Annotated in this window: 10 protein-coding genes; 2 read left to right on the top strand and 8 right to left on the bottom strand. The window is 70.1% G+C overall.

Features of this window, described 5'->3' with window-relative positions:
• Positions 1-70: 70 nt before the first annotated feature.
• The gene (locus tag FV560_RS14365) at positions 71-1,813 is read left to right on the top strand and encodes an HNH endonuclease signature motif containing protein (RefSeq protein ID WP_159622235.1); all 1,743 of its coding nucleotides are present in this window, start codon (positions 71-73) and stop codon (positions 1,811-1,813) included.
• A 69-nt stretch (positions 1,814-1,882) separates the two neighbouring features.
• Positions 1,883-2,284 (top strand): hypothetical protein, encoded by a 402-nt coding sequence (locus FV560_RS14360; protein ID WP_159622234.1) that lies wholly within the window; start codon positions 1,883-1,885, stop codon positions 2,282-2,284.
• A gap of 38 nt (positions 2,285-2,322) precedes the next feature.
• Here the strand turns inward: FV560_RS14360 and FV560_RS14355 are convergent, their stop codons facing one another.
• The 8 genes from FV560_RS14355 to FV560_RS14320 form a co-directional block, all read right to left on the bottom strand.
• Positions 2,323-3,459, bottom strand: coding sequence for a uroporphyrinogen-III synthase (locus FV560_RS14355; RefSeq protein ID WP_235020140.1), 1,137 nt, complete (start codon positions 3,457-3,459; stop codon positions 2,323-2,325).
• A complete protein-coding gene (cobA, locus tag FV560_RS14350) occupies positions 3,456-4,679 on the bottom strand; it encodes a uroporphyrinogen-III C-methyltransferase (protein WP_159622233.1) in 1,224 nt (407 codons plus the stop codon). The genes FV560_RS14355 and cobA overlap by 4 nt, the downstream gene beginning before the upstream one ends.
• Complete coding sequence (nirD, locus tag FV560_RS14345; protein ID WP_235020139.1) at positions 4,676-5,104, bottom strand: nitrite reductase small subunit NirD; 429 nt, start codon at positions 5,102-5,104, stop codon at positions 4,676-4,678. Before nirD ends, cobA begins: the two co-directional genes overlap by 4 nt.
• On the bottom strand, positions 5,101-7,752 hold the full coding sequence (gene nirB / locus FV560_RS14340; RefSeq protein WP_159622232.1) for a nitrite reductase large subunit NirB: 2,652 nt from the start codon (positions 7,750-7,752) through the stop codon (positions 5,101-5,103). Before nirB ends, nirD begins: the two co-directional genes overlap by 4 nt.
• 48 nt (positions 7,753-7,800) lie before the next feature.
• Entirely contained in the window at positions 7,801-9,492 is a 1,692-nt protein-coding gene (locus FV560_RS14335; protein ID WP_159622231.1) for an FAD-dependent oxidoreductase, read from the bottom strand.
• On the bottom strand, positions 9,489-11,681 hold the full coding sequence (locus FV560_RS14330; RefSeq protein ID WP_159622230.1) for a molybdopterin oxidoreductase family protein: 2,193 nt from the start codon (positions 11,679-11,681) through the stop codon (positions 9,489-9,491). The genes FV560_RS14335 and FV560_RS14330 overlap by 4 nt, the downstream gene beginning before the upstream one ends.
• Positions 11,681-13,045 carry an MFS transporter gene (locus FV560_RS14325; protein WP_159622229.1) on the bottom strand — a complete coding sequence of 455 codons (1,365 nt, stop codon included), beginning with the start codon at positions 13,043-13,045 and terminating at the stop codon, positions 11,681-11,683. The genes FV560_RS14330 and FV560_RS14325 overlap by 1 nt, the downstream gene beginning before the upstream one ends.
• A gap of 132 nt (positions 13,046-13,177) precedes the next feature.
• Positions 13,178-13,516, bottom strand: coding sequence for a chorismate mutase (locus FV560_RS14320; protein WP_159622228.1), 339 nt, complete (start codon positions 13,514-13,516; stop codon positions 13,178-13,180).

Here is a 13,516-nt window from a genome sequence, read left to right as displayed (position 1 = left end):
TGTCAGTGGTTCGGCCCGCCCACGGACTCACTCACAGGTCATTGTCGGTGGTCGATGGTTGAGTAAGACCATGACGACGACATCTCCCTCGGCACCCGCGGTGGACGCATCGCGGAGCGTGCTGTCGTCGTTGCGGCATGCCCGGACGGCAGCGTCGGCGTGGGAGGTGGAGACGGCACGGCTCGTGGCGGCCTGGGTCGCCGAGCACGCCATCCCCGACGCCGGTCCGGAGTCGACCGAGCGCGTGATCGGGCCGGACGAGCCGATCGAGCGACCAGCGCTCGCCGGGCTGGAGGCACCGATGCAGCTAGCGGGCCCGGGCGCTCCGTTGGTCCCGGATCTGGAGTTCTGCGAGGTCGCGGCCACGTTGTGCATGTCGCCGGATGCGGCACGCGGCTACGTCGGGGAGGTGACCGAGCTCGCATTCCGGTTGCCACACCTGTGGGACCGGGTCTCGTCCGGGCAGGTGCGCCTGTGGCGGGCGCGGGAAGTAGCCCGTGGTACGCGGATCCTCCCTCCCGACGGCGCAGCCTGGGTCGACGCCCAGCTCGCCCCGGTCATCGGTTCCTGCTCCGGAGCCCAGGTGCAGCGCGCGGTCGCTGCCGCACTGGACCGATTCGACCCCGAGGCTGCCGAGGCACGGCGGCGCGAGGCGGACGAGCATCGGCACTTCGACATCCACCTCGACGAGCCCGAAGGACCGGACCTGGTCGGCGCGGCAGGAACCGCGGCCGTCGAGGGCGTGATCGACCTGGCCGACGCGCTCGACCTCGATGCCGCGGTGGCCGCGAGCGCCGCCCAGCTGCAGGCGCTCGGGTCCATTGAGAGCCTCGACGCCCGCCGTGCCCGTGCTGTGGGTGAGATCGCGCGCAGGGATCTGATGCTGCCGCTGCCGTCGGCCGAGCGCACCGAGAGCGATCCGGAATCCGCCGGTCCGCCACCGGTCAGCCGCTCCGAGGGTGTGGTTGAGCAACTCTCCGACGTTGACGGCCAACGACCGGATATGAATGGCGGGAGCCTGGACGTGAGGGCCCCGGTCCCGGGCGACCCAGGGCGCAGGATCGAACTCGTCCTGCATCTGGGCGTCGACGCCCTCAACCCGGCGCTCGACCCCGCCCTCGAATCCGGTCCCGGCTCAGGTGCGGTCGGCCGGTGCGAGAACACGCGCTCGCCGGTCTCGGCCGAGCAGATCAGGGCCTGGTGCGGCTCACCCGGGACGAAGGTGCTGGTACGCCCCGTGGTCGATCTCGCCGGCCACTACCCGGCCGAGTGCTACGAGATTCCGGGCCGGCTGCGCCGCCAGGTGGCCACGCGCGACCCGCACTGTGTCTTTCCTTCATGCACCCGGCGCGCCCGGGCCTGCGACCTCGACCACATCGTCCCGTTCGAGCAGGGTGGGCCTACCTGCGGGTGCAATCTGGCGCCGTTATGTCGTCGCCATCATCGAGCGAAGACGCATGGCTCGTGGTCCTACGTGATGGTCACGCCCGGGACATACCTGTGGACCTCGCCCGGCGGTGAGTTGTGGTTTGTGGACGGGCGCGGAACCTTCGCGGTCCCCACCCGTGTCCCGAGCCATGCGGCACCCGATACCCCATGCGGGCACGCCGCCCACCGGGACCGGTCGGAGCCACCCGATCGACCGATCTCGGATCCGGCACGCTCGGCACCTGCTGCGAACACGCAGCCTGGCGGCACGCAAGTCCACGGCACGCAAGTCCATGGCACGCAAGTCCATGGCACGCAGGTTGACCCTGCGCCCAGAGCAGATCGGCCAGCGATCGACGAGTGGCTCGACCCTCCCCCGTTCTGACTGTGCCGCCCCGGACCCTGCCGAGCCACGCTCTGCGGGGCCGCTGGCGTGTGTGTGAACCTGGGCAGCATGGGAGACCTGATCGCCAACCAGCAGCCGCATCCTGTGGCACGCCTGGTTCGTACCGTGGGTGCCGTGCTGATCGTCCTGGGAATCCTCGGTGGCACGCTTGCGTACCTGTCCGGGCTGAAGACCGGACCCGAACTGATCTGCGCGAACCGTGCCGACTCCATGCCGGCAGCGATCGAGGGCAAGCCCTCGCTCTCCCTCGCCGATGCCCGCCTCGCAGCGATGCCCACCCGCCTGACGTGCACGTGGTCGGTCGACGGTAAGCCGGTGCTCACGGATGCCTACATCGCCCCGCAGGGTGACCTGGCGAACGGGGCGCTGCTGGTGTTCGGAGTCGGTGCCATCATCGGGTCAGCCGCATTCACAGCACGGGCGCGCGCGAAAGCCCCAGCGCCGCGCTGACGCGACCATCACCGGGGCCACACGGTGGTGCCACGTGGTCAGGCGGACGTCAGCTCCAGCCGGTAGCCACGCTTGACCACGGTCTTGATGAGTTCCTTTCCTGCCGCCTCCCGCAGCCGGGCGATCGCGACCTCAGCCGCATGCGGATCTGTCGACTCGCCAGGAAGGGCAGCGAGCACGTCCGCACGGGAGACCACTCCGCCCGCGGACGCGGCGAGAAGCCGCAGCACCGCAATACCGCTCGGCGAGAGCGGCAGCACCTGCCCGTCCAGCACCGCGACCCGGGAGCGGATCTGCAACGCGCCGACGGGGGTGCACAGGGCCACGGTCTCCGCATGCTCGTAGTGCGCCACCAACGCACGCACCAGGGCACCCAGGCGACCCCGCTCCGGCTGCAGCGGCGTGACACCGCGGTGCTCCAACGGCTTAGCCGTCACCGGCCCGACCGCGGCCGGCAGCATCGACCAGTCCTTGAAGCGTGCCAGCACACCGGCGTCCACCCCCTCGCCCTCGGCAGCGCTCAGCCACGCCTCCGCCCCGGGAGCCGAGGTGAAGACCACCGCATCGATCTCGCCGTCGGCCGCCGCATGCACCGAGTCCCGCAAGGCGACCGGGTCTGGCGGCGGTCCCCAACGGTAGACGACCAGGCTGCATACCTCGGCCCCGGCCTCGGCGAACACCACATCGAGCCCGTCGGCACCGGCACCGTGGTGCTGCACAGCCACCCGTAAACCGGCGACGCCCTCCCCCAGCAGCACATCCGCGATCTCTGCCGACGTCTCCGACTCGGCCACCCAGTCCGCGGTCAGTCCCGCCGCCTGAATGGCACCACGCGCCTTCGGCCCGCGAGCGACGATCCGCGACTTCTCCAGCACCGCCAGGAAAGGCTCGGCGATGCCATGTGCATCCGCCGCCTCCACCCACCCGCGAAAGCCGATACCGGTGGTCACCACCACCACATCCGGTGGTTCATCGATCAACCGCCGCGTGTCCGCGACCAGCAACTCGTCATCGACATGCGAGGTAATGCTCAGCGCCGGCGCGTGCCGCACATTCGCTCCACGGCGTTCCAGGGCCGCCGCCAGCTCGCCTTTGCGCCGGTCGGCGGTGAGCAGCACTGTACACCCGGCCATCACCTGGTGGAGGTTGGGGCGGACGGACTCACCCTCGCTCATGTAGGCCCGAGCCTGTCCTCGTCGGCCACGTCCCCGATCACAATGATCGCCGGCGCCCGTACCCCCACTCGCCCGGCCTCGTCGGCCACGCGCTCCAGAGTGCTACGAGTGATCCGCTCGTGCGGCGTGGACCCACGCTCGACCACTGCGACCGGGCAGTCCGCCCGCGCGCCCGCCTCCACCGCCTGCGCCGCGATCGTCGCCAGCTTCGAGACACCCATCAGCACCACCAGCGTCGACCCCTCGGCGACAGCGACTGCCGCAGCGCGGTCGAGGCCCACGTGACCGGTCGTCACGTGGAAGGAGGCCGATGTCCCCCGATGCGTCAGCGGGATCCCCGCCAGCGCGGGCACCGACAGTGCACTGCTGATCCCCGGCACCACGTGCACCGGCACGCCCGCCTCACGGCACGCGATGGCCTCTTCGCCCCCACGCCCGAAGACGAACGGGTCTCCGCCCTTGAGCCGGACCACCTGCCGCCCGCGCTGGGCTTGCTCCACCAGGATGGTGTTGATCTCGTGCTGTGGCACCGGGTGATGCCCGGGGGTCTTTCCGACGTTGATGACCTCGACACCGGGCGCGAGATCGGCGAGCACGTCCACAGGGCCGAGCCGGTCGGTGACCACCACGTCCGCTTGCGCGAGGGCCTGCCGGCCCCGGATCGTCAGCAGGTCGACGGCGCCCGGTCCCCCTCCCACGAGCGTCACCTGCCCCGTGGCAGGACGCTGCCGGCGCTGATCGACGCCCGCCCGCAGCAGGTCCCCGATCTGATCCCGGACCGACGCCACCCGGCGCGGATCCGCGCCGACGCCCACCGGGGTGCGTGAGACATCGGTGACCACACCCACCAGCAGGTCTCCCGAGCGCGTCGTCGCCGGTGTCCGGGCGCTGCCCTCGTTCGCGGCCCCGGCGTTGACGCAGAACACCCGGTGCTGCTCGGCCCATGCCGCCACATCGGCATTGGCGACCTTCGAATCGGTCGCAGCGAGCGCGAGCCACACCCCGTCCAGGTCGGACGCCTGGACATCTCGCTCGAGCCACTCGGCACGGTCGGGCATCAGACGCAGCAGGTCCGACAAGTCCTCGCACACGTACGGTGCGACGACTCGCAGCAACGCCCCCTCGTCCGCGAGCGTCTGGGCGCGACGAGCCGCGACCGGACCGCCACCGGCGATCAGCACGGTGCGGTCGGCCAGATCGAGGCCGAACAAGCTCGTCATGACTTCACATCCTCCACCGAACCGTTGTGAGGTGCACGGACGTGCACGACACCGTCCAGCACCTGGACGTCCCAGGTCCGCAGATCGGCACTGTCGTCGACCGGTTCGTAGCTCCCCCGCTCCAGGCATGCGCCGGTTCGCAACGAGAACACCTGCTTGTACATCGGGCCGGCGACTGTCGGCTCACCCTGCCGAGTGCCCACGATGCCCCGGGACATCACATTCGCCCCACTGAAGGGATCTCGCTGTTGCACCGCGTGCACCGAATCGTCCCGGAGGCGGAACAGAGCCATCTGCTGTCCGTCGACGAGGGCAGCGATCCCGCGTTCCACGCCCAGCTCGGCACGCTGGCACACCGCCACCCACGTCGACGGCGCCGGGCCGGACGTCTGCTCGCTCCGCGTTGTCGCTCCTGCATTCATCATGCGCGTACCTCCAGCGTGGTCCCGGCGATCAGCACCGGCCGGATCAGGTCCTCGTCTGCGTCCCGCTCCTGCGGCGTGGCCGGCCGGATCTGCCCACGCTCGGAGGCGTAGGCCAGGTCGGGGTCGGGTGTCGTGGGGGCGTTCACGAATGAGGAGAACCGGCTCAGCTTCTCCGGGTCCTCCAGCACGGCGCGCCACTCGTCCCGGTAGGCACCCACGTGCCGGCTCATCGCCTCGTCGAGGTCGGCGGCGATCCCGAGGCTGTCGTCCATGATCACCTCACGTACCCCCTCCAGACCGCCCTCGACGTCCTCGATCCAGGCGGCGGTGCGCTGCAAGCGGTCCGCAGTGCGGATGTAGTACATGAGGAATCGGTCGATCGTGCGCAGTAGCTCCTCCGAGGTGAGGTCCTCGGCGAGCAGCTTCGCGTGGCGCGGCGTGAATCCTCCATTGCCCCCGACGTAGACGTTCCAGCCCTTGTCGGTCGCGATGACGCCGACATCCTTACCGCGTGCCTCGGCGCACTCCCGGGCACAACCGGAGACGCCGAGTTTGAGCTTGTGCGGTGAACGTAGACCCCGGTAGCGCAGTTCCAACTCGACGGCCATCGCCACCGAGTCCTGCACGCCATACCGGCACCATGTGGACCCGACGCACGACTTCACCGTGCGCAGTGACTTGCCGTAGGCATGGCCGGACTCGAACCCATGCTCGACCAGCCGGCGCCAGATCTGCGGGAGCTGTTCGATCCGTGCTCCGAACATGTCGATGCGCTGCCCGCCGGTGATCTTCGTGTACAGGCCGAAGTCCTTGGCCACCTGCCCGATCACCAGCAACCCGTCCGGAGTGATCTCCCCGCCCGGGACCCGCGGCACCACCGAGTAGGTACCGTCCTTCTGCATGTTGGCCATCACATGGTCATTGGTGTCCTGCAGGGTCTCCTGCTCACCGTCGAGAATGTGCCCGTTGCCGAGCGAGGCCAGGATCGAGGCGATGACCGGCTTGCAGATGTCGCACCCACGTCCGGCATCGGCGGCGCCCTCAGGCACGTACCCGAAGCGGTCGATGATCTCGGTGAACGTGTGCACCTCGGCCACACGGACGGCGTCGAAGAGCTGGGCGCGGGAGAGCTCGAAGTGCTCGCACAGCGCGTTGGAGACCTCAACCCCAACTTTCTCGAGCTCGGTGGTGGTGATCTTCTTGACCAGCGGCAGGCACGACCCACAGCTGGTACCCGCCCTCGTGCACGCCTTCACGCCGGCCAGATCGGTGCATCCCTGCTCGGTCACCGCCGACCGGATGGTGCCGGCCGAGACGTTGTTGCACGAGCAGACGCCGGCGTCGTCGGGCAGTTCCAGCCCAGCCAGTCCGTCACCGGAGCCTGTGGGCGTGATGTAGGAGGACGGGTCACCCGGCAGCTCGGACCCCTGCAGCGGGCGCAAGCTCGCATAGGCAGCCACGTCGCCGACGAACACACCACCGAGCAGAGTCTTGCCGTCGTCCGACATCACGAGTTTCTTGTAGATCCCCGCCACCGGGTCGGCGTAGACGATCTCCATCGAGTCCTCGGTGCGGGCGAAAGCGTCACCGAAACTCGCGACGTCCACGCCCTGCAACTTGAGTTTCGTCGCAGTGTCGGCTCCCGGGAAGGTGGCCTGGCCGCCCAAGAGCCGATCGGCGACCACCTCGGCCATCGCGTAGCCGGGAGCGACCAGCCCGATACAGCGGCCCTCGATACAGGCGACCTCACCGATGGCCCAGATGTGCGGGTCCTCGGTGTGGCAGCTCAGATCGACCACCGCACCGCCGCGCTCCCCGATCGCCAGACCGGCATCCCGGGCGAGCTCATCCCGGGGACGCACACCGGTCGCGACCACCACCACGTCCACGTCCAGGCGGCCGCCATCACCGAAGTCGAGCCGGCCCACGTGGCCGGTGCGCCGGGAGGGCCGCATCTCCTGGGTCACGGTGTCGGTGCGGACGGCGATGAACTTGTCATTGATGAGGCGCTTGAGCGCCTGACCTCCGCCGAGGTCGATCTGAGCGTCCATCAGGTGGGTGCCGAACTGGATCACGGTGGCCTGGGCATCGAGCGCCTTCAGCGCCCCGGCAGCCTCCAGTCCCAGCAGACCACCACCGATGACGGCGCCCCGCACCGGTCGATCGAAGCGGGCCCCTTTCCCCTCCTCCCGCTTGGCCTCGACCCACCCGCGCAGCGCGGCGACGTCGTCGATCGTGCGGTAGACGAACACACCGGGCAGGTCGTTGCCAGGGATCGGCGGCATCGCTGCACTGGAGCCGGTGGCCAGCACCAGCTCGTCGTAGTTCCACGTCTCCCCCAGCCGGTCAGTGACCTGCTGGGCCTCGCGGTCGATGCTCTCGATCTTGCGGTCGCGGTACAGGCGCACATGCGGCTGGTCCCACAGTCCCGGATCACCGAGGGTCAGCTCGTCGGCGTCACGCGCGGAGAAGTAGGAGGTCAGAGCCACCCGGTCGTAGGGCTTAAGGGGCTCCTCGGCGAAGACCGAGACCTGCCACCGTCCGTCAGTGTCGCTGTCGCGGGCCACGAGTGCCTCGACGAGTCGTTGAGCGGCCATCCCACCGCCGATGACGACGAGGTGCCGGCGCTGCTGGTCGGCTGAGGTCATGGTGTGCTCCTTGCGGCGAGAGGGGACTTCTCGTTCTGGTCAGAGACGTTAGGTGGCGGCGATTTCGCACGTGTGCTGCCTGCGTTGCGCCTCCGTCACGGTTTCCTCACCGCCACCGTCTCCCTCATGAGAGGCCGCGGGGTGGTCGGTCTGTGAGAGCCACTGCGCCAGGCCGCACACGGCGTCGGTGCAGCCCCCGCACCCGGTGGTGGCGCGGGTGGCGCGGGCAATCTCCTCGGTGCTTCGAGCGCCACGCTCCCAGGAGTCGGTGATATCGGCCTTGGTGACGCCGTTGCAGGTGCACACCGTGGTACCGGCCGGCATCCGGGACGGGTCGGCTGCGGGAGCCGGCGTCTGCGTGAGTGGACGAAGCAGCAGGTGCGCCGGATCGCTGGGGACGGGCAGGCGCCGCGTGTAGGCGGCCACCAGGTCGGCACCCACGTCCGGCGCCCCGACACAGGTGGCGGCGACGATCAGGCCGTCGGACACGGTCGCCGTCAGATGCCGGCCTGCCGAGGGATCGGAGAGCGCGACGGTCCGCACCCGCCCGCCCGTGGCCGTGCGCCCCATGGTGACCACGTCCAGACCGGCCGCCTTCAGCCGCACCACATCCGTCCCGGCGAGACCTGCGGCTGGATCGGCGAGATCGGCAGCACTGCCGGAACTGTCGGCATCGACCTCGTGCGAGGCGATCGGCCGGGTACCTGCCGCGAGCGCCAGGCGGAGCGCCATGCTCGGTCGCCGTGACCCCAACAGCGGGGCAGCCCGATCAACTCTGGTGGCCCGATCAGCCCGGGCGGCCACCACACCGGCAATCCGGTCGGCCAAGCGACGCGCCTGGTCCCATCCCTGAGCGATCAGACCCGTAGCGCCCTCCGCGGGCTCGGCGCAGTCGCCAATGGCGTGGACACGGGGGTCCGCCGGGCTGGCCAGGTCCGCTCCCACACGGATCCCCCGCCCGACGGGCAAGCCCGCGTCCTGGGCGAGCCTGGCCTCCGGCTGCGTACCGCATGCCAGGACGAGCAGGTCCGTCGGGAGGATATGCTCCGTCTCGCCCACGGTGGCGACGACCCCGGTGAGCCGTCCGCCCTGGGTACGTACCGCCGTCGTGCGGGCCTGGGTGCGCACCTGGGCACCGAGACGTTCCAGCTCGGACGTCACGACGGCGGAGGCCCCTTGATCGAGCTGGCGATCCATCGGGCCGTGGCCGGTGTGGAGCACGGTGACGTCCAGTCCGCGCCGCACCAACCCACAGGCCGCCTCCAGCCCCAGGACTCCCGCCCCGACGACGGTGGCGTGGCGGGCGTTGGTCGTGGCCGCGATGATCTCGCGGGCGTCGTCCAGGGTGCGAAGGGCATGGACCCCGGCTGGGAGGCCGTAGTCCAAGCCCTCGACGGCGGGGATGCGGGCCCGCGCACCGGTCGCCAGTACGAGGTGGTCGTAGTGATGGCGCCCGAGCGGGGTGTGCACACACTGTCCGGCACGGTCGATGGCGGTCGCGACGGCGCCCCGCGTGACGGTGACGTGCTCGGACGCGGTGACCGGCAGCGTGAGCGAGTTCAGATCCGTGCGCCCGGCCACCACGTCACTGAGCAGCACCCGGTTGTAGGGCTCGTACTCCTCCCCGCCGAGCACCTCGATCTCCAGCGTGCCGGGTTCGGCACGGGCGAGCACGTCGTCGACGAACCGGGCGCCGACCATCCCGTGGCCCACGACGACGATCTTGGTCGGTGTGGTCATGGCTGGCCTCCATCGGTGGCTGGGCTCAGGTCGACAGCGCACACCTTGAACTCCGGCATCCCGGAGATCGGGTCCGTGGCGTCACTGGTGAGCAGATTGACGCTGCCGGTCCCGGCGAAGTGGAACGGCATGAAGACGGTGTCGGGGCGGATCTCGTCGGACCACCGGGCCCGGGCGACCGCCTCGCCCCGGGCGGAGCGCAACCGCACTTCTTCACCGTCCTCGATACCGAGCCGACTGGCCAGCAGCGGGTGCAGCTCGACCACGGGTTCGGGGACGACCCGGTTCAGGTCGGCCACTCGCCGGGTCTGCGCACCGGACTGGTAGTGCTGCAGCACCCGGCCGGTGACGAGGTAGATCGGCGCACCCGGCCGGACGTCATCGGCGGGGGCGTGGTGGTTGACGGCCACCATTCGCGCCCGGCCGTCCGGGGTGGCGAACCGGTCCTGGAACGGACGCGGCGTGCCCAAGTGGTCGGCGGCGGGGACCGGCCAGTAGAAGCCCGGACCGCTGGCAGCCTCATCGTCGTCCAGGCGGGCGTGGCTCAGCCCGGCGTAGTCGGCCACTCCGCCCGCCGAGGCACGGGCCAGCTCATCGAAGACGTCCGAGGGCTCGACGGCGAACTCGACCTGGGCGCCCAGACGGCGGCCGAGCTCAGCGAGAATCCACAGCTCTGAGCGTGCCTGGCCGGGCGCCGGGAGCGCCTGGCGGCGGCGGATCACTCTCCCTTCAAGGGAGGTCATAGTGCCCTCCTCCTCGGCCCACTGCGTGACCGGAAGCACCACATCGGCGCGGGAGGCGGTCTCGGAGGGGACGAAGTCACACACGACGAGCAGATCCAGCCGGTCGAGGGCGTCGGCGACGCGGCCGGCATTGGGAGCGCTGACGAGCACATTCGCACCGTGGACGAACAGGGCACGCGGACCAGCCGGCCGGTCTGCGGTGGCCGGGCGGCCGAGCGAGGAGAGCAGTTCGACCGCGGGACGCCCTGGCCCCGGGATCGTCTCGGGCGCCACGCCCCACACGGCGGCAACGTGCGCACGCGCTGCGGGGTCGGTGATGGACCGATAGCCGGGCAGCTGGTCGGCCTTCTGGCCGTGCTCACGTCCTCCCTGCCCGTTGCCCTGCCCGGTGATGGCGCCGTACCCGCTGCCGATTCGTCCCGGCAGGCCGAGCACGAGGGCGAGGTTGATCGTCGCGGTGACGGTGGCGGTGCCCTGACTGGACTGCTCGACCCCGCGCCCGGTGAGCAGATAGGCGCCCCGGCCACCACCGGCCGGGGACGCGGCCGCGAGCAGGCGAGCCACCCGGCGCAGCTGAGCGGCGGGCACCCCGCAGACAGTCTCGGCACGCTCGGGCCACCAGGCCGCCACCGACCGGCGAACTGCCTCGAAACCAGAGGTGCGCTCGTCCAGGTACACCGAGTCGACGAGGTTCTCGGCGATGACGATGTGCGTCAGGGCCAGCAGCACCGCCAGATCGGTCCCCGGCACCGGTTGCAGGTGCGCGCCCTGTCCGTTCTCGGTGAGGGCTGCCGTGCGACTGCGGCGGGGGTCCATCACGACCAGCCCGCCACGGGAGCGAACGGGGGCGAGATGCTGCACCGACGGTGGCATCGTCTCGGCCAGGTTAGAGCCGAGCAGCATCACGGCGTCCGCCCCAGCGAGGTCGGTGAGTGGGAACGGCAGGCCCCGGTCCAGGCCGAGGGCGCGGTTCGTGGCCGCCGCCGCACTCGACATGCAGAACCGGCCGTTGTAGTCGATATTCGGGGTGCGCAGCACGGTACGGGCGAACTTGCCGAGGGTGTACGCCTTCTCGTTCGTCAGGCCCCCTCCCCCGAAGACGGCCACTGTCTCCGGGCCGCTCTCGGCCTGCAGCTGAGCCAGGCGGACGACGATCGCGTCCAGCGCCTCGTCCCAGCTCGCCGGGTGAAGCTGCCCGTCGGGGCCGCGGAGCAACGGGGCGGTGATGCGGTCCGGAGTGTGCAGGAGTTCACCGCTCGTCCAGCCCTTCTGGCACAGCCCCCCGGCATTCGTCGGGAACTGGCGCGGCTGAACCGAGACGGGGCCGGTTGTTCCCGGATCGGCCGGATCCAGCACCATCGCGCACTGCAGGGCGCAGTACGGGCAGTGCGTGGCAGCCGAGGTGACGTCGGTGACCGGGGTGACCTGCGCCGTCGTGGTGGGCATCAGATGCCGGCCATACCGCTGCTCCGGCGTGCGTACACCACCCACGTCACGGCAGCCATCACGACGTAGCACCCGATGAACAACCACAGCGCGGGAACCAATGAGCCCGCCAGGTCGGTGGAGACGGCGAACCCTCGTGGGATCAGGAATCCGCCGAAGGCGCCGGTCGCCCCGGCGATACCGATGCACCCGGCGGCGGTTCGGCGCGCCGCCGACGCCTCCTCGGGAGTGTGCGCACCGTTGCGGAACACCGCGGGGATCATCCGGTACAGGGAGCCGTTGCCGACACCGCTGGCGATGAACAGGATCATGAAGGAGGCGAAGAACAGCACGAAGTGGTGCTGGCCGAGCGCCGCGATCACACCGACGGCTCCTGCTGCCATCACGGCGTAGGAGACGATCGTCACCCAGGCTCCGCCGACCTTGTCGGCGATGATGCCACCCAGGGGGCGTGAGACCGACCCGACGAGGGCGCCGAGGAACGCGATCGAGAGCGTGACCTCGCTGAACTCGTTGCGCATGAGGGTCGGGAAGGCGCCGGAGTAGCCGATGAAGGACCCGAAGGTGCCGATGTAGAGGAAGGAGATGATCCAGGTGTGCTTCTTGCGGGTGGCCACGGCGAACGAGCGCGGATCGGCCTTGGCGGTGCCGAGGTTGTCCATGAATCGCCACGCGAGGAAGGCCGCCAGGATCGCGAGCGGGATGAACATCAGCCCGGCACGTTCCAGGGCGAGCCCAGCCCCGGCGACGATGACCAACGGGACGGCCAGTTGCACGGCCGCGGTGCCCACGTTGCCGCCGGCGGCGTTCATCCCGAGCGCGCGACCCTTCTCTCGCTCCGGGTAGAAGAAGGAGATGTTGGCCATCGAGGAAGCGAAGTTCCCGCCTCCGACGCCGGCGAGGGCCGCCACGGCCAGCAGAACCCCGAAGGAGAGGTCCGGGCGCTGCACCGCGAAGACGAGCGCGGTGGTCGGCAGCAGCAACAACAGTGCTGAGATGATCGTCCAGTTCCGCCCACCGAACAGCGGCACGGCGAAGGTGTACGGGATCCGCAAGGTGGCGCCGACCAGGCTCGGCACTGCGATCAGCCAGAACTGCTGATCGACTGTGAGGGCGAAGCCTGCTGCCGGCAGCTGCGGGACCACAATCGACCACAGCGCCCAGACGCCGAAGCCGAGGAACTCGGCAAAGATCGAGATCCAGAGGTTCCGGCGTGCGACCAGGCGGCCACCGCCAGCCCAGAACGTGGTGTCCTCCGGATCCCAGTGCTCGATCCACCGGCCGGTCCGCCGGCGAGGGGCGAGTTCTCGATCGGATTCGGTGGCCGTGGGTTCAGCAACCTGCGGCGATGACGGTGCAGACATATCTGGCTCCTGGTGTCGTACCGGCGAGTGGGTACGACGCTAGGGAGGCCGTGTTTCAGCGCACGTCGCGAGCAGTTTCGCTGCCGTAAGGAAGATCGCACACCGCACCGCGGCGCCGGTGTGAGATGCGGGTCAGGAGGCGGGCGGGCGCTCAGCCGCGATATCGGCGTGGTGGCGGATCACCTCGGCGACGATGAACGCCAGGAACTTCTCCGCGAAGACCGGGTTCAGGCCGGCAGCCTCGGCGAGAGACCGCAGGCGGGCGATCTGCTCCTCTTCGCGTGCAGGGTCCGACGGCGGGAGGCCGTGCTCGGCCTTCAGCCGCCCGACGGCCTGCGTGCATTTGAACCGCTCCGCCAGCAGGTGCACGAGCGCGGCGTCGATGTTGTCGATGCTCCCGCGCAGTCCGCGCAGCCGCTCCGGTACCGCTACTCCGACCACTGGTCCCTGGCTGCGGGGTGCATCGCTCAT

The sequence above is a fragment of the Ruania rhizosphaerae genome (genome assembly GCF_009805705.1).
In the GTDB taxonomy this organism is placed as follows: Bacteria; Actinomycetota; Actinomycetes; order Actinomycetales; family Beutenbergiaceae; genus Ruania; species Ruania rhizosphaerae.
This window is presented reverse-complemented; position numbering and strand designations above follow the sequence as displayed.

Bases quoted from the DNA above. Each gene is read 5' to 3' on its own strand.
- FV560_RS14365 (WP_159622235.1), top strand. From the start codon at position 71: ATGACGACGACATCTCCCTCGGCACCCGCGGTGGACGCATCGCGGAGC.
- FV560_RS14360 (WP_159622234.1), top strand. From the start codon at position 1,883: ATGGGAGACCTGATCGCCAACCAGCAGCCGCATCCTGTGGCACGCCTG.
- FV560_RS14355 (WP_235020140.1), bottom strand. From the start codon at position 3,459: ATGAGCGAGGGTGAGTCCGTCCGCCCCAACCTCCACCAGGTGATGGCC.
- cobA (WP_159622233.1), bottom strand. From the start codon at position 4,679: ATGACGAGCTTGTTCGGCCTCGATCTGGCCGACCGCACCGTGCTGATC.
- nirD (WP_235020139.1), bottom strand. From the start codon at position 5,104: ATGATGAATGCAGGAGCGACAACGCGGAGCGAGCAGACGTCCGGCCCG.
- nirB (WP_159622232.1), bottom strand. From the start codon at position 7,752: ATGACCTCAGCCGACCAGCAGCGCCGGCACCTCGTCGTCATCGGCGGT.
- FV560_RS14335 (WP_159622231.1), bottom strand. From the start codon at position 9,492: ATGACCACACCGACCAAGATCGTCGTCGTGGGCCACGGGATGGTCGGC.
- FV560_RS14330 (WP_159622230.1), bottom strand. From the start codon at position 11,681: ATGCCCACCACGACGGCGCAGGTCACCCCGGTCACCGACGTCACCTCG.
- FV560_RS14325 (WP_159622229.1), bottom strand. From the start codon at position 13,045: ATGTCTGCACCGTCATCGCCGCAGGTTGCTGAACCCACGGCCACCGAA.
- FV560_RS14320 (WP_159622228.1), bottom strand. From the start codon at position 13,516: ATGAGCGATGCACCCCGCAGCCAGGGACCAGTGGTCGGAGTAGCGGTA.